General features: G+C 56.8%; 13 protein-coding genes and 1 pseudogene. All 14 read right to left on the bottom strand.

Annotation, left to right across the window (positions count from 1 at the left end):
• Window positions 1–618: 618 nt before the first annotated feature.
• On the bottom strand, window positions 619–1,809 hold the full coding sequence (gene tuf, locus Q0216_RS08740; RefSeq protein ID WP_005504946.1) for an elongation factor Tu: 1,191 nt from the start codon (window positions 1,807–1,809) through the stop codon (window positions 619–621).
• Window positions 1,810–2,009: 200 nt separating this feature from the next.
• Window positions 2,010–4,124, bottom strand: coding sequence for an elongation factor G (gene fusA / locus Q0216_RS08735; protein WP_298594591.1), 2,115 nt, complete (start codon window positions 4,122–4,124; stop codon window positions 2,010–2,012).
• A gap of 72 nt (window positions 4,125–4,196) precedes the next feature.
• On the bottom strand, window positions 4,197–4,667 hold the full coding sequence (gene rpsG, locus Q0216_RS08730; protein ID WP_005504941.1) for a 30S ribosomal protein S7: 471 nt from the start codon (window positions 4,665–4,667) through the stop codon (window positions 4,197–4,199).
• Window positions 4,667–5,041 (bottom strand): 30S ribosomal protein S12, encoded by a 375-nt coding sequence (gene rpsL / locus Q0216_RS08725; RefSeq protein ID WP_005504939.1) that lies wholly within the window; start codon window positions 5,039–5,041, stop codon window positions 4,667–4,669. Before rpsL ends, rpsG begins: the two co-directional genes overlap by 1 nt.
• A gap of 658 nt (window positions 5,042–5,699) precedes the next feature.
• On the bottom strand, window positions 5,700–7,883 hold the full coding sequence (locus Q0216_RS08720; protein WP_298594588.1) for a neutral/alkaline non-lysosomal ceramidase N-terminal domain-containing protein: 2,184 nt from the start codon (window positions 7,881–7,883) through the stop codon (window positions 5,700–5,702).
• 439 nt (window positions 7,884–8,322) lie between these two features.
• A complete protein-coding gene (locus tag Q0216_RS08715) occupies window positions 8,323–12,225 on the bottom strand; it encodes a DNA-directed RNA polymerase subunit beta' (RefSeq protein WP_298594586.1) in 3,903 nt (1,300 codons plus the stop codon).
• Between the two features lie 110 nt (window positions 12,226–12,335).
• Window positions 12,336–15,842 (bottom strand): DNA-directed RNA polymerase subunit beta, encoded by a 3,507-nt coding sequence (rpoB, locus tag Q0216_RS08710; protein ID WP_298594584.1) that lies wholly within the window; start codon window positions 15,840–15,842, stop codon window positions 12,336–12,338.
• 257 nt (window positions 15,843–16,099) lie between these two features.
• Window positions 16,100–17,596, bottom strand: coding sequence for an L-serine ammonia-lyase (locus Q0216_RS08705; protein ID WP_298594582.1), 1,497 nt, complete (start codon window positions 17,594–17,596; stop codon window positions 16,100–16,102).
• Between the two features lie 274 nt (window positions 17,597–17,870).
• Entirely contained in the window at window positions 17,871–18,989 is a 1,119-nt protein-coding gene (gene gcvT, locus Q0216_RS08700) for a glycine cleavage system aminomethyltransferase GcvT (protein WP_298594580.1), read from the bottom strand.
• A gap of 172 nt (window positions 18,990–19,161) precedes the next feature.
• Window positions 19,162–22,002, bottom strand: coding sequence for an aminomethyl-transferring glycine dehydrogenase (gene gcvP, locus Q0216_RS08695; RefSeq protein WP_298594578.1), 2,841 nt, complete (start codon window positions 22,000–22,002; stop codon window positions 19,162–19,164).
• Window positions 22,003–22,286: 284 nt separating this feature from the next.
• Window positions 22,287–23,507: a nitrate/nitrite transporter gene (locus Q0216_RS08690; protein WP_298594575.1), complete on the bottom strand. Its 1,221-nt coding sequence runs from the start codon at window positions 23,505–23,507 to the stop codon at window positions 22,287–22,289.
• A 30-nt stretch (window positions 23,508–23,537) separates the two neighbouring features.
• Window positions 23,538–24,371 (bottom strand): respiratory nitrate reductase subunit gamma, encoded by an 834-nt coding sequence (gene narI, locus Q0216_RS08685; protein WP_044150202.1) that lies wholly within the window; start codon window positions 24,369–24,371, stop codon window positions 23,538–23,540.
• A gap of 26 nt (window positions 24,372–24,397) precedes the next feature.
• Window positions 24,398–25,138 carry a nitrate reductase molybdenum cofactor assembly chaperone gene (gene narJ, locus Q0216_RS08680; RefSeq protein ID WP_070615157.1) on the bottom strand — a complete coding sequence of 247 codons (741 nt, stop codon included), beginning with the start codon at window positions 25,136–25,138 and terminating at the stop codon, window positions 24,398–24,400.
• A gap of 3 nt (window positions 25,139–25,141) precedes the next feature.
• A pseudogene (gene narY / locus Q0216_RS08675) lies at window positions 25,142–25,956 on the bottom strand (nitrate reductase subunit beta); the annotation flags it as partial.

Here is a 25,956-nt window from a genome sequence, read left to right as displayed (position 1 = left end):
GCACCAGGTTGCTCCGCAGAGCCACCAGCCTCGTGACGGAGAAAATATCTAACCTATTGCAGGTATAGATTCTGTTCCTACAGCATTCTGTAGTAGGATTACCTATGTCCCTTCCGAGGGGCAGTCATTCGATTTGCGGTTCCCAGCCTTCGGGCTGGGAACCGTTTTTCTTTGGCCGCAAATCCTATCCGCATCCGCAGTGTCTTTTTCGCGTCCTCTTATCAGATCCTTGAAAATGTGTGGGCGTCCAAGAAATGCAAGCCATAACAGTACGCACGCTACCCTGTGCCCTGCTACAGATCTGAGACACGGGCGTGAGATACTGCTGCCGCGGTAGGGATCCTCACCGATGCAGGTCCGGTATTCCCCCTATCTTTTAGCGTGGGCTTCTGCCACACAGAAGCTCTAGGGCCTGCTGGAGGGCATCTATAGCGCTCAGCACGTGTTTTACGAGGTCTCTAGTGGGAAGATAAGCACTTGCTTCTTTGGAGCCTTCAGCAACCCGCAAAGGGCATAACAAAAGGACCCCCGCAGATGCGGGGGTCCTTGAGTATCGCTACCTGATGGAGAGTTACCTCTCCGGCAGATCTTTAGCGAATTGTCGTAAATTTACGGCAATTACTTGATGATCTTGGTAACACGACCCGAACCAACGGTGCGGCCACCCTCACGGATAGCGAAGCCGAGGCCCTCTTCCATTGCGATTTCCTGGATCAGGGTAACGGTCATCTCGGTGTTGTCACCGGGCATAACCATCTCGGTGCCCTCGGGGAGGGTGATAACGCCGGTCACGTCAGTGGTACGGAAGTAGAACTGAGGACGGTAGTTGGAGTAGAAGGGGTTGTGACGGCCACCCTCATCCTTGGAGAGGATGTAGACGTTTGCCTCGAACTCGGTGTGGGGGGTGATGGAGCCCGGCTCCACGACAACCTGACCACGCTCAACATCGTCACGCTTCAGACCACGCAGCAGCAGACCACAGTTCTCGCCTGCCCATGCTTCGTCGAGCTGCTTGTGGAACATCTCGATACCGGTAACGGTGGTCTTCTGGATCGGGCGGATACCGACAATCTCGACCTCGGAGTTGATCTTCAGGGTACCGCGCTCTGCACGACCGGTAACAACGGTGCCACGACCGGTGATGGTGAAGACGTCCTCGATGGGCATGAGGAAGGGCTTGTCCTTCTCACGCACGGGGTCCGGAATGTAGGTGTCGACTGCGTCCATGAGCTCCTCGACCTTAGCAACCCACTCGGGGTCGCCTTCGAGAGCCTTCAGTGCGGAAACGCGAACAACGGGAGCGTTGTCGCCGTCGAACTCCTGCGAGGAGAGGAGGTCACGGACCTCCATCTCGACGAGGTCGAGGAGCTCTTCGTCGTCAACCATGTCTGCCTTGTTCAGTGCAACCAGCAGGGTGGGGACGCCAACCTGGCGAGCGAGCAGAACGTGCTCGCGGGTCTGTGCCATGGGGCCGTCGGTAGCAGCAACCACGAGGATTGCGCCGTCCATCTGAGCCGCACCGGTAATCATGTTCTTGACGTAGTCAGCGTGGCCGGGAGCGTCAACGTGTGCGTAGTGGCGCTTCTCGGTCTGGTACTCGATGTGAGCAATGTTAATGGTAATACCGCGCTGGCGCTCCTCGGGAGCGGAGTCGATCATACCGAAGTCGCGCTTCTCGTTCAGGTCCGGGTACTTGTCAGCCAGAACCTTGGAGATTGCTGCGGTCAGGGTGGTCTTACCGTGGTCAACGTGACCAATGGTACCGACGTTAACGTGAGGCTTGGAGCGCTCGAACTTAGCCTTAGCCAAGAGTGTTCCTCCTAGAACGATTGAAAACATGCACGCGGATCTTCGCTCCGGCGCATCCCGTTATAAAACGGTCTAGCGTCTACAATAGCGGATTACGCCGCAGAGATGAAACTGTTCATGCTCTCAATAATGGATTTAATTGAAAATTTTGGTGTGGGCCACAGGTTTTTGACCCGTGGCCCACGGGTGAGACGCGGAAATTACTCGCCGCGGCTCTTCTGGATGATCTCGTCAGCGACGTTCTTGGGAACCTCGCCGTAGCTGTCGAATGCCATCGAGAACACTGCACGACCCTGGGTCTTACCACGCAGGTCGCCAATGTAACCGAACATTTCGGTCAGGGGCACGATAGCCTTGATGATCTTAACGCCGGATGCGTCCTCCATGGAACGAACCTGGCCACGGCGGGAGTTCAGGTCGCCGATAACGTCGCCCATGTACTCCTCGGGGGTACGAACCTCAACGTCCATCAGCGGCTCGAGCAGGACCGGGTTAGCGCGCTTAGCGCCTTCCTTAAAGACCATCGAACCAGCGATCTTGAACGCCATTTCGGAGGAGTCGACGTCGTGGTAAGCACCGTCGATCAGGGTTGCCTTGACGCCCACCATCGGGTAGCCAGCGAGGACACCGAACTTCATAGCGTCCTGGATACCAGCGTCGACCGAGGGGATGTACTCGCGAGGAACGCGGCCACCGGTGACCTTGTCCTCGAACAGGTACAGCTCTTCGCCATCCAGGGGCAGGGGCTCGAAGGAGACCTGCACCTTTGCGAACTGACCGGAACCACCGGTCTGCTTCTTGTGGGTGTAGTCGACCTTCTCGACTGCCTTCTTGATGGTCTCGCGGTAAGCAACCTGAGGCTTACCAACGTTAGCCTCAACCTTGAACTCACGCTTCATACGGTCAACGATGATGTCCAGGTGCAGCTCGCCCATACCACCGATTTCGGTCTGACCGGTTTCTTCGTTCAGCGAAACGGTGAAGGTGGGGTCCTCAGCGGAAAGCTTCTGGATAGCGGTGGACATCTTCTCCTGGTCACCCTTGGTCTTGGGCTCAATAGCCACGAAGATCACGGGATCGGGGAAGGTCATCGACTCGAGGACGATCGGGTGTGCAGGGTCGCACAGGGTGTCACCAGTGGTGGTGTCCTTCAGACCAATCGCAGCGTAAATGTGACCTGCGGTGATCTCCTCAACAGGGTTCTCCTTGTTGGAGTGCATCTGGAAGAGCTTACCGATGCGCTCCTTCTTACCCTTGGTGGAGTTCAGAACCTGCTGGCCCTGAGCTGCGGTACCGGAGTACACACGGGTGTAGGTCAGCTGACCGTAGAACGGGTGAGCTGCAACCTTGAACGCCAGTGCTGCGAAGGGCTCGTCTGCGGATGCCTTACGGGTCAGCTTCTCTTCCTCGTTGGAGGGGTTGGAGCCGACAACGTCCGGAACGTCCAGCGGGGAGGGCAGGTACTCGATCACAGCGTCCAGCATGGGCTGAACACCGCGGTTCTTGAATGCAGAACCACAGAGAACGGGGAATGCCTCGCCGGCGATAACCAGCTGACGGATACCAGCCTTGATCTCGGGGATGGTCAGCTCGCCCTCTTCGAGGTACTTCTCCATGAGCTCTTCGCTAGCCTCAGCAACAGCCTCAACCAGCTCAGCGCGGTACTGCTCAGCCTTCTCAACCAGGTCAGCAGGAATGTCCTGGACCTCGTAAGAAGCACCCATGGTCACGTCACCCTTGGCGTCGCCGGGCCAGACGTATGCCTTCATTTCGAGCAGGTCGACAACACCGATGAAGTCGCTCTCAGCGCCGATGGGGAGCTGAACAACCAGCGGGCGTGCACCCAGGCGGTCGATGATGGTCTGAACGGTGAAGTAGAAGTCAGCACCCATCTTGTCCATCTTGTTGACGAAGCAGATACGGGGGACGTCGTACTTGTCAGCCTGGCGCCAAACGGTCTCAGACTGGGGCTCAACACCTTCCTTGCCGTCGAACACAGCAACTGCGCCGTCGAGGACGCGCAGGGAGCGCTCAACCTCAACGGTGAAGTCGACGTGACCGGGGGTGTCGATAATGTTGATCTGGTTGTCCTTCCAGAAGCAGGTGGTTGCTGCGGAGGTAATGGTAATACCTCGCTCCTGCTCCTGAGCCATCCAGTCCATGGTGGAAGCGCCGTCGTGGGTCTCACCGATCTTGTGGTTAATACCGGTGTAGAACAGAATGCGCTCAGTGGTGGTGGTCTTACCGGCGTCGATGTGCGCCATAATACCGATGTTGCGGACCTTGTTAAGGTCGGTGAACACGTCAAGTGCCACGTTATTCTCCCTAAATGAGATACTCCGAAAGCCTGCCGACTCGAATCGACTCGGCAGGCTCTAAACGGAGAATTACCAGCGGTAGTGTGCGAAGGCCTTGTTGGACTCGGCCATCTTGTGAGTGTCCTCGCGACGCTTCACAGCGGCACCGAGACCATTGGACGCATCCAGGATCTCGTTCATCAGACGCTCAGTCATGGTCTTCTCGCGGCGCTGCTTGGAGAAGCCAACGAGCCAGCGGAGAGCCAGAGCGGTGGAACGGCCGGGGCGAACCTCAACCGGAACCTGGTAGGTTGCACCGCCAACGCGGCGGGAGCGAACCTCGAGAGAAGGCTTGATGTTGTCCATAGCCTTCTTCAGGGTTGCGACCGGGTCAGAACCGGTCTTCTTCTCGACGCCCTCGAGGGCACCGTAGACGATGCGCTCTGCGACGGACTTCTTGCCGTCCAGCAGAACCTTGTTGATCAGCTGGGTGACCAGAGCAGAACCGTAAACAGGATCGTTTACGAGGGGACGCTTGGGAGCGGGACCCTTACGAGGCATTACTTCTTCTCCTTCTTAGCGCCGTAGCGGGAGCGAGCCTGGCCGCGACCCTTAACACCCTGGGTATCCAGAGCGCCACGAACGATCTTGTAGCGAACACCGGGGAGGTCCTTCACACGACCACCGCGAACGAGCACAATCGAGTGCTCCTGCAGGTTGTGACCCTCACCGGGAATGTATGCGGTAACCTCGACGCCGCCGTTGAGCTTGACACGAGCGACCTTACGCAGTGCCGAGTTCGGCTTCTTCGGGGTGGTGGTGTACACACGGGTGCACACGCCACGCTTCATGGGGTTGCCCTTCAGTGCGGGCGCCTTGGTCTTAACGACCTTGGGAGTCCGGCCCTTACGGACCAGCTGCTGAATAGTAGGCACGTTTTCTCCGTTGCTTGATCGGGTTCTTCGTTAGAAAATCCCGTATAAACTTACTGGCCCCCATCACGTTGGATGGGTGCTCTCGGTTATCAGAAACGCTCGGATGCATATCCGGTTGGTTTCTATAGGTTCCTCGACATCTCGGCGAGTTCTCAGGGCTAAAATTCCCCACCATCAAAGGTGAAAAAGTTTTTGGGCACGCTTAAAAATGGCATTTAGGCGTCAGCAAAAAGCAACGCCAAAGGACGGTATCCATACTGCCATTGATTCATCATGCCCGTGCCCTCGGGAAATATCCCGCATAAACCCACCGGGGGTGGATCCTTGTGCACCGAGCTCAAGTACTTCGGATAAGACTATACAGGTTAAATCCCGCTTAATCTAGCGCCAGATCTGGGATTCTTTGCTTTTAAGCCCCCATCTCAGGATAAAAGCTCATGATTTGCCTCACTTAAATTACATCTTTGGGATTCGCCACCCCCGCTGCCCCTACCCGCTCTACTTCTTTTGCTTCCTTAACACCCTTAAAGCAGAAGACCACCAAGAACCCTCTCAATGATTCTTAGCGGTTTCAACAGATACGGGAGGCGAGCGCGTAGCTGCACCCGCCTCCCGCAAGAGAGTATTCAGTTATAGGCCCACCACAGCGACTGCCGGGCTACGCCACCTGGAAGACTCGAGTCTGCCCCTCAAACGGGGTAATAGTCTTCGAATTCTTCTTGGCATTGCCGTAGTAGCGGATGCGGTACTGCCCCTTAGGAGTATTAGCCGGCACCTTCCATCGAACCGTCACCTGAGAGGCCGAAACACCAATGCGCTTCCATTCAAAGAAGGTATCCGGGTTGTTATCCGCGGTGTAGTACTTCCAGGTATTACCCACACGACGCTCAATCACGAAGTAGCTACCGTCGTGATGCATGTTGTTATTCGGGTGGGCACCAGCAAAACGAGCCGTCACCTCTTCGCGGCCGGCAATAGCGTCCTGAGGCTGCTGAGTGACCTGGCCGTAACGCATACCAAACATGGGGGTGTCATAGACGACCTTACCCTGCAGGCTGGCTACCGGGCGACGATCATTCGGGCGGTCACCAATGCCCAACGGAGTGCCGTTCTTCAGCGAAGTTCCGACAACGTTAATGGTCTGACGGAACGCACTGGAGGTGTAACGGCCGAAAAGGGTCGCACCGCCTTCGTACTGCTGAGAGTCGTACTCCTCAGGGGTTGTCACGTAGTGATCGTAGGCGTTGGTGTAGCCCTGCAGAATAATGTGTGATTCGGGGACGCCGAAAAGCTTGGCAGCATCCTGACGGTACTGCACGCCCACCGCGCCGGTGAACTCGCCGGGCATACCCAGCAGGTAGTAGTCACCGAAACGCATAATCTGCACCGGATACTTTTCCTGAATGATCGTTCCATTTTTTGCAGAGAAGAGAATACCCTTCGGCTGCTGACAACGAGTCTGCGCTGCACTCGGAGTGAACGCCAAAGTGCCCAGAATAGAGGGGCGACCCGAACCTTCCTTGAAGACAGCCCAACCACCGCCACCATCCTCAGTAGAACCCGCACCAAACGAAGTACCCAAGAATCCCTGACAGGTGCGCTCATTATGGCCGCTACCGGTGTACTTGGCATCCACATTCATACCCGAGAAATTGAAGTACGAAATACGCGAATCCAGACCATTACCCACTGGAGTACCCGCACTCTTAAGCTGAGAACGCACAGCATTAGCCTGCTTCTCACCCTGAATCTTCACATTCTTGAACTCATCATTAGTGGGACCCTGACCAGGCTTCAACCAAGTATTCGGGGAAACATCACCAGCATTAGCATTTGCAAACGCCGCAACGAAACCATCACCACTGCCGGGAACATTGCGGTCAACGCCGTGATCCTGAGTCTCCAGCAGATACTCCGCATAACCCTTGTTATCGCTCGAAATCAGAGTATTCTTCGAGGTCAATGACGTCGGGTGAATCGCGTACCAGTTCAGCACCGCACGAGTCTTGCCGTTACGCTCCAGACGCAGAGTCATATTGGTCGGGTCGGTACCGCCGGGCAACTTAGAACGTAGCTGAGGAGAATCCAGATTAAACGCCTCACGGGACCGGTTAGCGCCAACACCGGTCAGCTTCGATGACGAAATTGTCAGGTTACCCGGTGCTAGATCCTTGGTCGCCTGGCGGATCGCCTTCAGCGAACCGTCCACCTGAGCGTTGAACGTGTCCTGATGGAAGCCCAGGGTCGTAATGTTGTACAGGCTCTGGTGCGTAATGCCACCCGGAGTTGCGTGGGTATGGGTCGCGGTAATCATAATATTCGACTCATCGTATGCGGAGCCAAACTCTGCACGGATGCGCTTAACCAGTTCATCACGCAGCGACTGCCAGCTCGTCAGAGCATCCAGGACAACGATGAGGTTGCGCTTACCGGAGGCGCGATCCACCGCGATAAAAGCGCGAGCATACTGGCGAGTATGCACACCGCTACCCTTCTGGGAAGAGTCGCCATAGCCCATGAAGCCGACTTCACCGGGCTCACCGGTAATATCCGCTGCACCCGCACCAACCAGGTAGGGGGTAGCACTAGCGCTCTGAGAAACAGGGGCCGCGGTCGCAATCTGGCCGGCGGGAAGAATTGCGGAAGCCGCAACGAGGCATGCTGCACCAATGCGAGCAAGAGAGTGGGTGGGCGCCTTAAAACGCGAAAAAACAGAAGAGCGCTTTTGCTCCCCTGCAGACAGGGAGGAATTCAGTTCAGATTCGTGAGGCTGTGCCGATCCGGAAGACAGTCGGGTGCCGCCAGTAGTCACCCGTCCGGAAGAGAATGGAGTGATATGCATGCCTTCAAGAATAGAACCTAGTCAAAAGGCTTTCCAAGTTGAATTAGCGCTGTTCAAATCAAGAATATTCATTCTATAAATATCTAAAAGAAAAACGAGCGAATATTCTATATATTGCAGTTTTGGTGCGGTTTCTCGGGAGATTTAGATTACTTGGTCGCAATCTAATTTCTTGCCCAGTCAAGAAATTTTCCCGCTTTGAAACATAATGCACTCCAATGACTTTTTTATAAATAAATTCGTCCACTAGGCAAAAAATATACGACCTTCCCCTGAAGGATAAAGAATATTAAAGCACTACCTAAAAGAAAGCATCCTCTATCCCCCTAGTCGTTAAACAAAGAACGCGGATACCCGAGACAAACTCGAGTATCCGCGTTCCTTATCAAGGACCAGGCCGGGAGCCTAAACCCCCAACCTGTCCCTCACGGCAGAAGCCTTAGTCCAGACCACGACCGTACTCATCCAGCGAAACAGCCATGAAGCCGCCGTTGCTGTAAGTGTACACCTCGTTATCCATCTGGAATGCGCTCTGGTAACCACCGAAAGTGTCCAGAGCCTGCATACGCTCAGCAGTAGCCTGGGCGCTGGGCTCAACCTCAATATCGTTGTAACGTGCCAGACCGGTACCGGCGGGAACCAGCTTACCGATGATCACGTTCTCCTTCAGGCCGAGCAGCGGGTCAGTCTTCGCCTCCATAGCAGCCTGAGTCAGGACGCGGGTGGTCTCCTGGAAGGAGGCCGCCGACAGCCAGGACTCGGTAGCCAGCGAAGCCTTGGTAATACCCATCATTTCCGGACGACCGGCTGCGGGCTTCTTACCCTCAACCAGTGCCTTACGGTTAGCAGTCTGGAAAGCAATGTTATCAACCAGCTCACCAGGCAGCAGATCGGTATCACCGGACTCAATCACGGTCACGCGACGCAGCATCTGGCGAACAATAACCTCAACGTGCTTGTCGTGGATTTCCACACCCTGCGACTTGTACACGCCCTGAACCTCGCTCACCAGGTGCTTCTGAGCCTCACGAGGACCACGAATACGCAGAACCTCCTTCGGATCAACAGAACCGGTAGCCAGCTGATCGCCAACCTGAACGTGGTCGCCATTCTGCAGCTTAGAGGCTGCACGACGCAGAACAGTGTAGGACTGGGGCTCAGAACCATCGTCCGGGGTCACCACAATCTTGTAGGACTTCTCGGTATCCTCAATGGTCACGCGACCGGACACCTCAGAAATCGGGGCAACACCCTTGGGGGTACGAGCCTCGAACAGCTCCTGAATACGGGGCAGACCCTGAGTAATATCGTCAGCCGAAGCCACACCACCGGTGTGGAAGGTACGCATGGTCAGCTGGGTACCGGGCTCACCAATCGACTGAGCCGCAATAATACCAACAGCCTCACCAATGTCCACCAGAACGTTCGAAGCCATCGAACGACCGTAGCACAGTGCACACACACCAATAGCAGACTCACAGGTCAGAACCGAACGGACGCGAACTTCCTTCACGCCTGCCTTGAAGAGCTTCTCAATGAGCTCATCAGAGACATCCGAGCCAGCAGCAGCCAGAACGTTGCCAGCTTCGTCCTTCACGTCAACCGCAAGGGTACGACCGTGAATCGAAGTCTCGACATCCTGGTGCAGACCGCCGTCCTCATCAATCAGAGGCAGAACCAGACCACGGCGAGTGCCACAGTCGTGCTCACGAACGATAACATCCTGCGAAACGTCCACCAGACGACGGGTCAAGTAACCCGAGTTAGCGGTACGCAGCGCGGTATCAGCCAGACCCTTACGTGCACCGTGGGTCGCGATGAAGTACTCCAGAACCGACAGGCCCTCACGGTACGAGGACTTAATCGGGCGAGGCATAATCTCACCCTTCGGGTTCGACACCAGACCACGGATACCCGCAATCTGACGGACCTGCATCCAGTTACCACGTGCACCGGAGGTCACCATACGGTAAATGGTGTTCAGACCACCGTGAGAGCTCAGGTTCTCACGCATAGCCTCTGCAACCACGTCGGTAGCCTCGGTCCAAACCTTAATCAGCTCCTGACGACGCTCTTCGTCATCGATGGTACCGATCTCGAAGTCGTCCTGAATTGCAGCAGCCTGCTTCTCGTAGCGTTCCATAATTGCCGGCTTCTCAGCGGGAGTAGCAATATCGGAAACAGCCACGGTCACGCCCGAACGAGAAGCCCAGTAGAAACCGGAGTTCTTCAGGTTGTCCAGAGCACGAGCCACAACATCCATCGGGTAACGCTCAGCCAGATCATTAATCAGGCTACCCAGGCCCTTCTTATCTGCCACACCAGAGAACCAGGGGTAATCCTTCGGCAGAGCCTGGTTGAACAGAACCTGACCAACGGTGCAGTCCAGCAGCACGGGGTCGCCAGCCTTATAGCCCTCGGGAGCTTCCCAGCCCTCGGGAGCAACGAACTGGTCACCATCAAGGCGAATCTTAACCTTGGTGTACAGCTCAATCTCGTGACGATCCATCGCCATCAGAGCCTCAGCCACCGAGGAGAAAGCGTGACCCTCGTTCTTCTGACCATCGCGGGGGCTGGTCAGGTGGTACAGACCAATGATCATATCCTGCGAGGGGACAGCCACAGGGCGGCCATCCGAAGGCTTCAGGATGTTGTTCGAGGACAGCATGAGGATACGAGCCTCAGCCTGAGCCTCGGGAGACAGCGGCAGGTGAACTGCCATCTGGTCACCGTCGAAGTCAGCGTTGAACGCGGAGCAAACCAGCGGGTGCAGCTGAATAGCCTTACCCTCAACCAGCTTCGGCTCAAACGCCTGAATACCGAGGCGGTGCAGGGTAGGTGCACGGTTCAGCAGAACCGGGTGCTCAGCAATAACCTCTTCCAGAACGTCCCAAACCTGCGGGCGGAAACGCTCAACCATACGCTTAGCGCTCTTAATGTTCTGAGCGTGGCTCAGCTCCACCAGACGCTTCATAACGAAGGGCTTGAACAGCTCCAGCGCCATCTGCTTGGGCAGACCACACTGGTGCATCTGCAGCTGAGGACCAACCACAATCACGGAACGACCCGAGTAGTCAACACGCTTACCGAGCAGGTTCTGACGGAAACGACCCTGCTTACCCTTCAGCATGTCAGACAGAGACTTCAGGGGGCGGTTACCGGGGCCGGTCACCGGGCGACCGCGACGACCGTTATCGAACAGCGAGTCCACAGCTTCCTGCAGCATACGCTTCTCGTTGTTCACAATAATCTCAGGAGCACCCAGCTCCAGCAGACGCTTCAAACGGTTGTTACGGTTGATCACACGACGGTACAGGTCGTTCAGGTCGGAGGTCGCGAAACGGCCACCGTCCAGCTGAACCATCGGGCGCAGTTCCGGCGGAATAACCGGAACAACATCCAGGACCATACCCAGCGGGGAGTTGTTAGTGGTCAGGAAGGCGTTAACAACCTTCAGGCGCTTCAGAGCGCGGGTCTTCTTCTGGCCCTTACCGGTCTGAATGATCTCCTTGAGAGCCTCAGCCTCAGCCTCCAGGTCGAAGGACTCCAGACGCTTCTTAATAGCCTCTGCGCCCATCGCGCCCTCAAAGTACAGGCCGTACTTATCAATCATGGAACGGTACAGCGCCTCGTCACCCTCAAGGTCAGCGACCTTCAGGTTCTTGAAGCGATCCCATACGCGATCCAGGTGCTCGACCTCGCGCTCGTAACGCTTACGCACCGACGCGAGCTGACGCTCAGCGTTATCGCGCAGCTTGCGCTTCTCAGCAGCCTTGCCGCCCTCTGCCTCAATACGAGCCAGCTCAACCTCAACCTCACGGTTGATAGCGTTCACGTCAGCGTTCAGGGCAGCCTCAAGCTCCTGCTTCTCACGGTCGTGAGCAGCCTGCAGCATCGGCAGATCCTCGTGACGAGCCTCCTCGTCAACCTTAGTGATCATGTACGCAGCGAAGTAAATGACCTTCTCCAGGTCCTTCGGAGCCAGATCCAGCAGGTAACCCAGGCGGGAAGGAACACCCTTGAAGTACCAAATGTGGGTAACAGGAGCAGCCAGCTCAATGTGGCCCATACGCTCACGACGTACCTTAGAGCGGGTCACCTCAACACCACAGCGCTCACACACAATGCCCTTGAAGCGCACGCGCTTGTACTTACCGCAGTAGCACTCCCAGTCCTTGGTGGGGCCGAAGATACGCTCGTCGAAGAGACCGTCCTTCTCGGGCTTCAGGGTACGGTAGTTGATGGTCTCGGGCTTCTTAACCTCACCAAAGGACCAACGACGGATGTCGTCGGCGGTGGCGAGGCCAATTCGCATCAAACCAAGCGAAGATTCGTTGGACATATCGGTCCTAATCTCTTTCTGTAAGTTTCTGAAGACTTGGGTTAGCGGGCGGGAACCCCACAACGCATGCGAGCGCATGCGGGGTTCCCCACCCTAGAAGGAGGCGGTGCTTATACCTCGTCGACGGAGCTAGGCTCGTCGTGGGTCAGGCTCACGCCCATATCTTCTGCTGCCCGGAAGCCTTCTTCCTCCGAGTCGCTCATCTCAATAATCTTGCCGTCGGTGGAGAGCACCTCAACGTTCAGGCACAGAGACTGCATTTCCTTGATAAGAACCTTGAAGGATTCGGGGATACCCGGCTCAGGGATGTTCTCACCCTTCACGATAGCCTCGTAAACCTTCACACGGCCCGCCACGTCATCGGACTTGACGGTCAGGATTTCCTGCAGGGTATATGCGGCGCCATATGCTTCCAGCGCCCACACTTCCATCTCACCGAAGCGCTGACCACCGAACTGCGCCTTACCACCCAGGGGCTGCTGGGTAATCATCGAGTACGGACCGGTGGAACGAGCGTGAATCTTGTCATCCACCAGGTGGTGCAGCTTCAGGATGTACTGGTAACCAACCGAAATCGGGTCCGGGAACGGCTCACCGGAACGGCCGTCAATCAGACGTGCCTTACCGGAACGGTTGATCAGACGGTCACCATCGCGGTTCGGGTTCGAGTGGTCCATGAGGTCGAACAGCTCGTCCTCGTGGGCACCGTCGAACACCGGGGTTGCCAGGCGGGTCGGGCCGGATTCCTTCGGGAAGTTCGGCATGCGCTTGAGCCACTCGGGCTCGCCCTCAATCTTCCAACCCTGCTTAGCCAGCCAACCGGTGTGGACTTCCAGAACCTGACCAATGTTCATACGACCGGGCACGCCCAGCGGGTTCAGGATAACGTCCACGGGGGTACCGTCTTCCAGGAAGGGCATATCCTCGATCGGCAGAATCTTGGAAATAACACCCTTGTTACCGTGGCGGCCTGCAAGCTTGTCGCCGTCGGTAATCTTACGCTTCTGAGCCACGTACACGCGGACCAGCTGGTTCACGCCCGGGGGCAGATCGTCCTCATCGTTGCTCTCGCGGTCGAAGATGCGGATACCAATGACGGTACCGGACTCACCGTGAGGAACCTTCAGGGAGGTGTCACGAACCTCGCGAGACTTCTCACCGAAGATTGCGCGCAGCAGGCGCTCCTCGGGGGTCAGCTCGGTCTCACCCTTGGGGGTGACCTTACCGACCAGGATGTCGCCAGCCTCAACCTCAGCACCGATGTGGATGATGCCGCGCTCGTCCAGAGCCGAGAGAACATCCTCGGACACGTTCGGGATATCGCGGGTAATCTCCTCGGGGCCCAGCTTGGTGTCGCGGGCGTCAATCTCGTGCTCCTCAATGTGGATCGAGGTCAGCACGTCCTCAGAAACCATGCGCTGGGAGAGGATGATCGCATCCTCGTAGTTCAGGCCTTCCCACGGCATGTACGCCACGAGCAGGTTCTTACCCAGTGCCAGCTCGCCACCGTCGGTGGAGGGGCCGTCAGCAATAACGTCGCGGTATTCGACGCGCTGGCCTTCCTTCACCACAACGCGCTGGTTGTAGCAGTTACCCGGGTTCGAGCGGGAGAACTTCATGATCGGGTAGGTGGAGACAGAGCCGTCGTCGTTACGAACGATAACAGTCTTAGCGTCCACAGAGGAAACCACACCGGGCTTCTTCGCGAGCACGGAGTCACCGGAATCCAGTGCTGCGTACTTCTCCATACCGGTACCAACCACGGGAGCCTCAGACTCCAGCAGGGGCACAGCCTGACGCTGCATGTTAGCACCCATCAGTGCTCGGTTAGCGTCGTCGTGCTCCAGGTAAGGAATCAGGGCGGTAGCCACAGACACCATCTGGCGCGGGGAAACGTCCATGTACTGTACGGCGCCGGGAGCAACCAGAACAGCTTCACCAGAACCGTCGCCCGCACGGCAGAGAACCTCGTTCTCAGCAAAGGTGCGGTCAGCGTTCAGCGGTGCGTTTGCCTGTGCGATAACGACAGACTTCTCATCGTCAGCGGTCAGGTAGCGGACCTCATCGGTCACGCGGCCGTCAGTCACCACACGGTAGGGGGTCTCAATGAAACCGAAGGAGTTGATGCGACCGTAGGTTGCCAGCGAACCAATCAGACCAATGTTCGGGCCTTCAGGGGTTTCAATGGGGCACATACGACCGTAGTGCGAGGGGTGGACGTCTCGAACTTCCATGCCTGCACGGTCACGGGACAGACCGCCCGGGCCCAGTGCGGACAGACGACGCTTGTGGGTCAGACCTGCCAGCGGGTTGTTCTGGTCCATGAACTGCGACAGCTGAGAAGTACCGAAGAACTCCTTGATAGCTGCCACGACGGGGCGGATGTTCACCAGAGACTGCGGGGTAATAGCATCCACGTCCTGGGTGGTCATGCGCTCGCGAACCACGCGCTCCATACGGGACAGACCGGTACGGATCTGGTTCTCAATGAGCTCGCCCACGGTGCGGATACGACGGTTGCCGAAGTGATCGATGTCGTCGATATCGATCTTGAGGGAGATTTCCTCGCCGTCGCGGACGCCGGGGATGCTGGTCTCGCCTGCGTGCAGAGCGCAGAGGTAACGAATCATCTGAGCGATGTCGTCCTGGCTCAGAACGGAAGCCTCGGGGGAATCCATGGGAATGTCCACGCCGAGCTTACGGTTCAGCTTGTAACGGCCAACCTTCGCCAGGTCGTAGCGGCGCGGGGTGAAGTACATGTTGTCCAGCAGAGCCTGGGCAGCTTCAACCGTCGGGGGTTCGCCCGGACGCAGCTTGCGGTAGATGTCCAGCAGAGCCTCATCGCGGTCCTTAACGGAGTCCTTCTCCAGGGTTGCGCGGATGGAGTCGTACTGACCGAACTCAGCCAGAATCTTGGACTCGGTCCAGCCCAGAGCCTTCAGCAGAACAGTCACAGACTGCTTACGCTTACGGTCCAGACGCACGCCCACCTGGTCGCGCTTATCAATCTCAAGCTCGAACCATGCACCGCGGGAAGGAATCACGCGGGCAGAGTAAATGTCCTTATCGGAGGTACGGTCCGGAGCCTTCTCAAAGTAAGCACCGGGGGAACGCACCAGCTGAGAAACGACCACACGCTCAGTACCGTTAATAACGAAGGTGCCGGCCTCGGTCATCAGGGGGAAGTCACCCATGAACAGGGTCTGCTGCTTGACCTCGCCAGTAGCGAGGTTCATGAATTCAGCCTTAATGTACAGCGGAGCCGAGTAGGTTGCGTCACGGTCCTTGCACTCCTCAACAGAGTACTTGGGGTCAGCAAACTCAGGCTCAGAGAAGGAGAGCTGCATAGTCTCCTGGAAGTCACGAATCGGGGAGATTTCTTCAAAAATCTCAGCCAGACCGGACTGAGCGGGGACAGAAGTGTCACCAGCAGCCTGCGCCTTTTCCAGACGCTCCGCCCAGCGCTCGTTACCCACGAGGCGGTCGAAGCTATCGGTCTGGATAGCAAGCAGGTTGGGAACCTTCAGCGGTTCGTTAATCTTCGCGAATGAAATTCGGCGCGAGACGTTCTCTGCGCCGTTAGCGGCGTCATGATTCGAGGTGCTCGAAGCGACCAAAATGGGGATCCTTCCACAGACATGTCTGTTAGCAATCAGCCTCCCGGCGACTTTACCGGCGACACGACAACCTCAGCCCCCGAATAGAACGGTGCTCGAAGCTATAGAGTCGGACGGAAAAACGTCACCTTCAGCCCGTGCCCACCGCTATATGAAGGCACAAAGGTTAGGGAAAGCGTAAATACTAACGATACAGGAAGAAATCCCTTCTGTCTACCACACCCTCATCAGGAGTGCAAACCTGCCACGGCGTGCACCTAGCATTCCACCACATTCACAGCCAAACCACCCATGGACGTCTCCTTATAACGGTGAGACATATCCAGACCGGTCTGACGCATCGTCTCAATCACCTGATCCAACGACACACGGTGCGTACCATCGCCACGCAACGCCATACGAGCCGCCGTCACAGCATTCGACGCAGCCATCGCATTACGCTCAATACACGGAATCTGCACCAGACCACCCACCGGGTCACACGTCAGACCCAAGTTGTGCTCCATCGCAATCTCAGCAGCATTCTCAACCTGCTCAGGAGTACCACCCATCACCTGCGCCAAACCGGCAGCAGCCATCGAGGAGGCGCTACCCACCTCACCCTGGCAACCCACCTCAGCACCAGAAATCGAGGCACGCTTCTTATACAGCACACCCACAGCAGAAGACGCCAAGAAGAAATCAACAACAGCCTGATCACGGGCAGCCTGACCGCAATGGCGAATACCCTGCGTGTAATTCATCGCGTAATGCAGCACCGCCGGAATAATACCCGCAGCACCATTCGTCGGAGCAGTCACCACGCGACCGCCAAAAGCGTTCTCCTCATTGACCGCCAAAGCAATCAGATTCACCCAGTCAATAGCGAACTCAGGAGACTTCGAAGGGTCCTCCACCATCAAATCGCGGTGCCACGCACCCGCACGGCAACGCACCTTCAGAGGACCAGGCAAATAACCCACACGCGCCAGCGAAGAGCCAATGCACTCCTTCATCACACGGTAGATATGCAGGATGCCGTCACGGACCTCCTGCTCCGAACGCAGAGAACACTCATTCGCCATCTTCAACTGCGCAATCGACAGACCAGACTCATTCGCCATCTCCAGCAGCTCAGTAGCCGAACCGAACGGATACGGAGGGTTCATCAGCGACGCACCACCGGTCGCCTCCTCATCACCCTCAACAATGAAGCCGCCACCAATCGAATAGTAGGTACGCTCCAACAACAACTGCTCACCCGCAAACGCCGCGATCTTCATACCGTTCGTATGGCGCGGCAAAACAGTCAGAGGGCGCAGAGTCATATCCAGCTCGCGGTACTTCACCACCGGGCCGTACACCTTCTGCTCCTCACCACCGGGAGCACTCACACCGTAAGCAGAAGACGGGTAACCCGCCAGAGGCAGCGTGCCGTCCACACTATTACGCTCAATCATCGCCTCAGAATCAGCGATATTAATCGTCTCCGGAACAAAACCACACAAGCCCTTCAACGCAGCACTCATCGTGCCGTGACCAGCACCCGTAGCCGCCAACGAACCATACAGGTCAACATGTATGCCCGTCACACGGTCCAACAGACCCTCATCAATCAGCTCCGCCACAAAACGGTTCGAAGCGCGCATCGGCCCCACGGTATGCGAGCTCGAAGGACCCACACCAATGCTGAACATCTCAAAAACACTGATGTCGTACGGCAGAGCCTCTGCCTTCTTCTGGGCGCTGCTGGGTGCGCTCTGGTTAATAGCCATGTTCTGTCCTTCAAATAAAAATGTCTGTGCACCGCGCCAAAAGATACGCGCCCCTCAACAGAGGCAGAACACATCAATCTGCGGTCTCTACGTGCGGACAATCACCCTTGACTGACCGCTCTAATCCTAACGCACTTCAGAACCATCACAAACTAAGGCTTAGAACACCTCACCCCTCCCCCACTACTCAACGCCCACCTCACGGCGCAGAAAAGGCGTCGTGCCCACACGGGACACGACGCCTCTGCCCTACAGATTATCTGCAGAAAAACTCTTACTTCTCACGCTTGTAGAACGGCAGAGCCACAACATCAAACGGAGCACGCTTACCGCGGATATCAACATCCACAGTAGAACCAACCTCAGAGAACTCACGGTTCACCAGCGCCATAGCAATCGGGAAGCCCAGAGTCGGAGAAGGAATACCGGAGGTAACCTCACCAATCTCATTACCCTCAGCATCCACCAGCTTAGAACCGGCACGAGCAGGACGCTTCGCCTGAGCCTTCAAACCAACCAGGATGCGCTTCGACTCGCTCTTCGCCAGCTCAGCCAGAGCCTCACGGCCCACAAAGTCAGCAGCCTTCTTCTCCAGAGCAATCTCAACCAGACGGCCCAGACCGGACTCAAACGGAGTAATATCCAGACCCAGCTCGTGACCGTACAGCGGCATACCAGCCTCAAGACGCAGGGAGTCACGAGAAGCCAGACCGGCAGGAATCATACCGAAAGGCTCACCGGCAGCAGCCAGCTTATCCCACAGCTCAACAGCCTTCTCATTCGGAACGAACAGCTCAAAGCCATCCTCACCGGTGTAACCGGTACGAGCCAGCAAAACATCAACGCCGGCAACAGTCAGCGGTACCGAAGCGTAGTACTTCAGCTCACGGACAGCCTCTTCATCAGACACGCCAGCAGCCAGCAGAATCTCCTCAGCACGAGGACCCTGAACAGCCACCAGAGAAGTCTGCTCCGACTCATTCACAAACTCAACGTTGAAATCACCCAGGCGCTCGCTCATCGCCGCGAAGTCAGTGTCAATGTTCGCAGCGTTCGGAACAACCATGAACTCTTCATCGCCCAGACGGTAAGTAATCAGGTCGTCAATCACGCCGCCCTTGTCGTTGACCAGAATCGAGTACTTTGCCTTACCGACCTTCAGGATGGACATGTTCGACACCAGAGCGTAATCCAGGAACGCGCCCGCATCCGGACCGGTCACGCGGAACTCACCCATATGAGACAGGTCGAAAATACCGGCACGAGTACGGACAGCCTCATGCTCAGCAACGTCATTAGCGTACTTCAGGGGCATATCCCAGCCGCCAAAGTCGGTGAAAGAAGCGCCAAGCTTCTCGTGGACAGAGTACAGAGAGGTCTTCTTGGGGGACATTAGATTCTCCTCACGCACAGCCTTGTGCTGTTATCGTTCAATCGTCATAGATTTCTTTCACCCCCACAGACACGAAATACGCTGCAGAGGCGATCCCCACCCGCCCCCAGAAATCTGAGGACGGGTGAGGCAGGTAGACCGCTACAGCCTACCCAGGAGCATTACAGGCTCCTTATGCTTCCAGGTCGAAAGCCTCCATCGGGGGGCATTCGCACACGAAGTTACGGTCACCGCCAGCGCCGTCGATACGACCCACCGAGGTGAAGTACTTGTTAGCGCGCAGGCTCGGAACCGGGAAAGCTGCCTTGGTACGGCTGTAGGGGCGATCCCACTCATCAGCGCTCACCACATCAACGGTGTGCGGTGCGTTGCGCAGAACCGAATCCTCCACAGCGACCTTGCCCTCAGCCACCTCGATAATCTCGTCGTAGATGGTCTCCATTGCCTCAATGAAGCGGTCCAGCTCTTCCTTCGACTCAGACTCAGTCGGCTCAACCATCAGAGTGCCCGGAACCGGGAACGCCAGAGTCGGAGCGTGGAAGCCGAAGTCCATCAGACGCTTGCAGACATCCTCAGCAGTCACATGAGACTGATCGGTCAGCTGACGCAGGTCCAGGATGCACTCGTGAGCGACCAGACCGCCGGGGCCGGTGTACAGCACCGGGTACTTGTCGTTGAGCTTCTTCGCAATGTAGTTAGCGTTCAGAACCGCGTACTGCGAAGAGTCCTTCAGACCCTGAGCACCAGTCATCGCAATGTACATCCAGCTAATCGGCAGAACGCCGGCAGAACCGAAGAACGCCTGCGAAATCGGCAGTGCAGCATCGTTGGGGAGCTTACCCTCAGAGTCAGCGCGGTATGCGTCACCGGGCAGGAACTTCGCCAGGTGCTCACGAACAGCCAGAGGGCCAACACCGGGGCCGCCACCACCGTGAGGAATGGAGAAGGTCTTGTGCAGGTTCAGGTGCGAAACGTCGCCGCCGAACTTACCGGGCTGAGCGAAGCCCATCTGAGCGTTCAGGTTCGCACCATCCAGGTACACCTGGCCACCTGCCTCGTGAACCAGCTGGCAGACCTCAGCAACCTGCTCCTCAAACACACCGTGGGTGGAGGGGTAGGTAATCATGATGCCGGCAACCTTGGGGCCGTACTTCTCAATCTTTGCCTTCAGGTCGTCAACATCAATCGAACCGTCAGCCGCAGTTGCCACACCGGCAACCTTCAGACCAGCCAGAGCGGCAGATGCTGCGTTGGTGCCGTGAGCAGACAGCGGAATCAGGACGGTGTCGCGCTCGTGGTCACCATTAGCCTCGTGGAAGGAACGGATAGCGCGCAGACCAGCGTACTCACCGGTCGCACCCGAGTTCGGCTGCAGAGAGATAGCATCATAACCGGTAATAGCAACCAGCCACTCGCTCAGGTCCTTAATCAGCTCGTGCCAGCCCTCAGCCTGGTCCTCCGGGACCAGCGGGTGAATGTTCGCGAACTCGGGCCAGGAGATGGGCTCCATCTCAGCCGCTGCGTTCAGCTTCATAGTGCACGAACCCAGCGGAATCATAGTGCGGTCAAGCGCCAGGTCCTTATCAGCGAGGTGACGCAGGTAGCGCATCATCTCGGTCTCGGAGCGGTACTTGTGGAAAATCGGGTGCTGCATGTAGTCATCGGTACGCAGTAGCTCAGCGGGCAGATCGTACTGTGCATCTGCCTCGCCCAGGGTGCCGCCCAGAGCCTCGACCAGGCTCTTGAGCAGTTCCTCACCGTGAGACTCACCCACAGAGATACCAACACGGTTCTCGTCGAAGCGGCGGATGTTCACGCCAGCTTCCAGAGCCTTCGCAACCAGCTCATCGGCACGGCCAGCAGCCTCCACCACGACGGTGTCGAAGAAAGTATCGTGAGCAATACCGTAACCTGCTGCCTTCAGCGCAGTGGCAACACGAGCGGCATTGGTGTGCAGACGGTTTGCGATAGCGCGCAGACCCTCAGGGCCGTGGTACATCGCGTACGCGCCAGCAACAATCGCCAACAGAGCCTGAGCAGTACAAATATTGGAGGTAGCCTTCTCACGGCGGATGTGCTGCTCACGAGTCTGCAGAGCCAGACGGTACGCGGGCTTACCGGCAGAGTCCTTAGAAACACCCACCAGACGACCAGGCATGGTGCGCTCCATACCCTTGCGAACAGCCATATACGCTGCGTGGGGGCCGCCGAAGAAGAAGGGCAGACCGAAACGCTGAGTGTTACCCACAACAATATCAGCGCCCAGCTCACCCGGGGACTTCAGCAGGGTCAGAGCCAGCAGGTCGGCGTCCACAGTGACGAGAGCGTTACGCTCCTTAGCGGCCTTAATCAGCGGCTCAATATCGCGAATATCGCCTTCCTGACCGGGGTACGCCAGGATGACACCGTACAGGTCACCCTCGGGCAGACCCTCGGAGAAGTCAGTAATCACAAAAGGAATGCCGAGCATCTCTGCACGGCCACGAGTCACCGAAATAACCTGAGGCAGGCAACGGGAGTCAATAGCGAAGAAGCCGTTCTTCACCTTGCGGTTTGCACGATGCATCATGACAGCTGCTTCAGCCACCGCGGATGCCTCATCCAGCAGGGAGGAGTTTGCAATCTCCAGGCCGGTCAGCTCCATCACGGTGTTCTGGAAGTTCAGCAGAGCCTCCAGACGACCCTGAGAAATCTCAGCCTGGTACGGGGTGTAAGAAGTGTAGAAACCGGGGTTTTCCAGAATGTTACGGCGCAGAACCGCGGGGGTTACAGCATCGTAGTATCCGGCACCAATCATCTGGACGAGAACCTTATTCTTCGCTGCATAGCCGGCAATCTTTGCCTGAGCCTCATGCTCCGACAGCGGAGCAGGCAGCTGCAGATCGCCGTCAAGGCGAATCTGGGAGGGGACGACAGCGTCCATCAGCGCATCCAGGGAAGAATATCCGAGGGTTTCGAGCATCTGCTCTGCGTCTGCGGAACGGGGGCCGAGATGACGTTCAATAAAGGACATAGGATTCTCCTATTGGTCGGCGCAAACCGTAGAGGGGTCACGTCGCGCTATTGCGACGAGTCGAACATCTTAAGTGTCCCACATCTCCACAAAGTTTCGCCAGCTTTACCAACATTCGACATGCCTAAACATCAAAGTCTTCTGCCCCGCTAAACCCCCTCCCTGTTAAACGAAAAACAGCAGAAACGCACAAAGCCCGGCTCGTTCTCTCCGAAGAGAAAACGAGCCGGACTCAGTCAAAGCAAACTTCACATACATCCCGCAGAAGGATGTACTAGAAGACCCTACTTAGCGTGGTTGGGCTTGCCACCGTGCGGTACCAGGAATGCCGACAGGAAAGCCAGAGCTGCAGTCACAGCCAGCAACATCAGACCAACAAAGTAGTTGTTCTCAGCCTGGTTGTAGGTTGCACCCATCACCAGCGGCGGGAAGAAGCCACCCAGAGCACCAGCAGCAGCAATCACACCGGACACCGCGCCAACGTTCTTCGGGTCAGCAGCACGACCCACCCAGCCGAAGACCGAGCCGTGGCCCAGACCCAGCAGAGTAGCCATCAGAATGAAGACAGCACCATACACGTGCTCAGCATCAGGCTGGAACGCGGTAATAACTGCCAGAATCACCACACCACCCAGGGAGATGAGGGTGATAATCTTCGGACCGAACTTATCAGCCAGCACACCACCGAAGGGACGAGCGATCACAGCAGCAACCGCAAAGCCAGCCGCACGCATACCAGCGTCGTTAGCATTGTAGCTGTAGATGTTGCTCAGGTAAGTAGGCAGGTAGTTCGAGAATGCCACGAACGCACCGAACACAACAGCGTAGAGGAAGCACAGCTGCCAAGTGGTCTTCACCTTGAATGCCTGAACAATCTTCGGCATCAGCGGAGTAACCTCACGGCCTACAGTTGCCGGAGAGTCCTTCAAGCAGAAGAAAGAAATAGCAGCGGTCACAGCACAGATAACAGCGATCAGAACGTGAGTCTGGAAGTAACCAATACCCTGCACCAGGCGGGGGGTAGCGAATGCAGAAATTGCAGTACCCACCATGCCGGCACCGAACACACCGGTCGCAAAGCCCTTCTTGGAAGCGTCATACCATGCGGAGCTGAAGGGAATACCCACAGCGAACACGGTACCCGCAATACCCAGGAAGAACGCCACAACAAGCAGCATGGGCAGCGAGTTCATCTGACCAGCAACACCAACCAGGAAGACCAGGGGTGCGCTAATCGCCAGAACAACGGTGAACATAATACGACCACCGTAGCGGTCAGTCAGACCGCCAACGGGAATACGGCCAATAGCGCCGATAAAAATCGGCATAGCAACCAGAAGGCTGGTCATACCAGCGTCCAGGTGCATCTGCTTTGCATACATCTTTGCCAGCGGGCCGACAACGGTCCACGCCCAGAAACCAATGGTCGAGGCGAAGGTTGCAAGCAGAACGTTACGGAGCTGACCATTCTTCAGGTCGTAGCTCGGTGCAGCAGGGGTGCTCATATTTCCTCTTTTGCAATATGGATATGTGTATTAGCGGTCGGCGCGCTCACGAGGGAGAGTGCCTACCGGATCCCAACCTCGACGTGCACCAACACGCTGGCCGCCACGAGTGCGGTACACGGTGTAGGGTCGGAAGAGGTAGTGCAGGGGCACAGTCAGTGCATGCACCAGGCGGGTAAAGGGCCAAATGATGAACAGAACCATAGCCACCACGATGTGAATCTTGAAAGCCACGGGAATATTCACCATCAAAGCTACCTCAGGGTGGAAGTAGAACAGCGAACGGAACCAAACAGCGATGGTCTCACGGTAGTTGAAGTGAACCTCGTGACCATTCACCGGAGGCAAACCGCCCGAGGGGTTCACAGCCGAAAGCAGAGTAGCCGCAGTGCCAGCGAGAATCACCAGAACCAAAACGACATACATCAGGACGTCATTACGAGTGGTAGCCGAACGAACACGAGAATTCGAAGCGCGGCGACCAATCAGAATGAACATACCAACAATGGTCGCAATCGCTGCGGCAGAACCAACAACCAGCGCCATCATGTGGTAAGCGTCTTCCGACAAGAACAGGTCGGTAAACGACTTGGGAACAACCAGGCCACCAACGTGACCAAGGAAAACGGCCGCAAGACCGTAGTGGAACAGGGGCGAAGCGATGCGCAGCAGCTTCGACTCATAGACCTGGGACGAGCGGGTAGTCCATCCGAACTGGTCAGTACGGTAACGCCAAATGGTGCCACCAATCAGAACGACCAGTGCAACATAGGGCAGAACGCCCCACAGCAGGATGTCAACAATACCCGGATCGGCTACAGCCTGTGCAGCATGTCCTGCGTTCTCAGAAGCAAGTACGTACACGTGTTGTCTCCTCACAAGGGATAAAACTAGTTAGAACGAGCCGAAGCCTGCTGGAGCAACTGATGATCAGCGTAACCATTCAGGCCAACAGTCTCGACGGGAGGGCCGTAGCCAGCCATCTTCTGAACCTCCTCCTGAGTCTGCGGAGAGACGCCAGGAAGGGTATCGCAGATGCTCTGCAACAACCCGTAGTGGGGCAGATTTCCGTCCTTCATGGACAGACGAAGAAGCTCAAGGGACGGACGGTACGCCTGCAAAGCAGAACGGCCCTTACGGCGATCCACCAACGCACAGAACTCCAGCACCAGCGGCAGGTAATCCGGAAGCTCACCGTTCAAAACAGTCAACATACCGGAGTCGCGGTACATCTGCTTGAAACGCAGAAGAGTCTCACCACGGCGGCGGGTATCGCCATCGGTCCAGTAGGACAGATGCAGAGAGTGACGACGCGAAAGGTCATATTCCTGCACGTACTCGGACTGCACATCCTCCAGGTCCTTAGAAGTCAGCCACTGCTGAACCGCATCTACGGCAGCAATGAAAGCCTCATCCTGAGTGGAAGCGGTAATCTCAACCAGTTCGGGCAAAACCTTCAGAGTTTCCTCATCGGGGTAGCCCAGGAGCATACCGCTCACCTGGTAGATTACCGAGTCCTTATCCTCGCCGGGACCGTAATCGATATCGAACGGGTTCTCCGGCTGAGCCGGCTCCGAGACAGCAGCCTCGGAACCGGCCTTGCCCATGAGCTTGGAAAAGAATCCAGCCACTTATTACTTCTTTCCGGTGGTATTCGGGAAGAGGCCGTCAGGACGGGAAGAACCGTCCCAGCTGAACAAGCTGACCTTGTTGTTAGCCTCGTAGACACCGGTGGACACGGGGGTCGGGCGACCCTCCATGTCGTTGAACGCATCGCCGTACATGCCGGGTCCGCCATCCACGCTCAGGGAGCAACCCATTTCCTCAAGGTTGTGGGCGTCTTCCATGTGAGCCTTAGGAATGACGTAACGTTCGTTGTACTTAGCGATAGCCATCAGGCGGTACATCTCGTACACCTGCTGACCGGTCATGCCGACAGCCTGAGCAATCTCCTCGTTGCCTTCGCCACCGAGGTTGATGTCACGCATGTACGAACGCATCGCAGCCAGGCGGCGCAGAACGTTAGTAACAACCTCAGTGTCACCAGCGGTGAACAGCTCAGCCAGGTACTCAACCGGAATACGGAGAGACTCAATAGCGCCGAACAGGTTGTTGCTGTTCTCTGCATCGTGGCCCTGCTCCTTGAGCAGGTCAACAATCGGAGACAGCGGCGGCACGTACCAAACCATCGGCATGGTGCGGTACTCGGGGTGCAGGGGCAGAGCCACCTTCCACTCCTTCGCCAGCTTGTACACGGGCGACTTCTGAGCTGCAGTAATCCACGCATCGGGGATGTCGTTCTTACGAGCCTGCTCAATCACAGCCGGATCCGAAGGATCAAGCATCAGCGACAGCTGAGCCTCGTAAAGGTCCTTCTCATCCTCAACCGAAGCAGCCTCAGTCACGCGGTCTGCATCGTAGAGGAAGATACCGATGTAGCGCATACGAC

The organism is uncultured Rothia sp., assembly GCF_937976295.1.
In the GTDB taxonomy this organism is placed as follows: Bacteria; Actinomycetota; Actinomycetes; order Actinomycetales; family Micrococcaceae; genus Rothia.
Note: the sequence above shows the minus strand (reverse complement) of the source record. Positions and strands in the feature narration are given on the sequence as shown.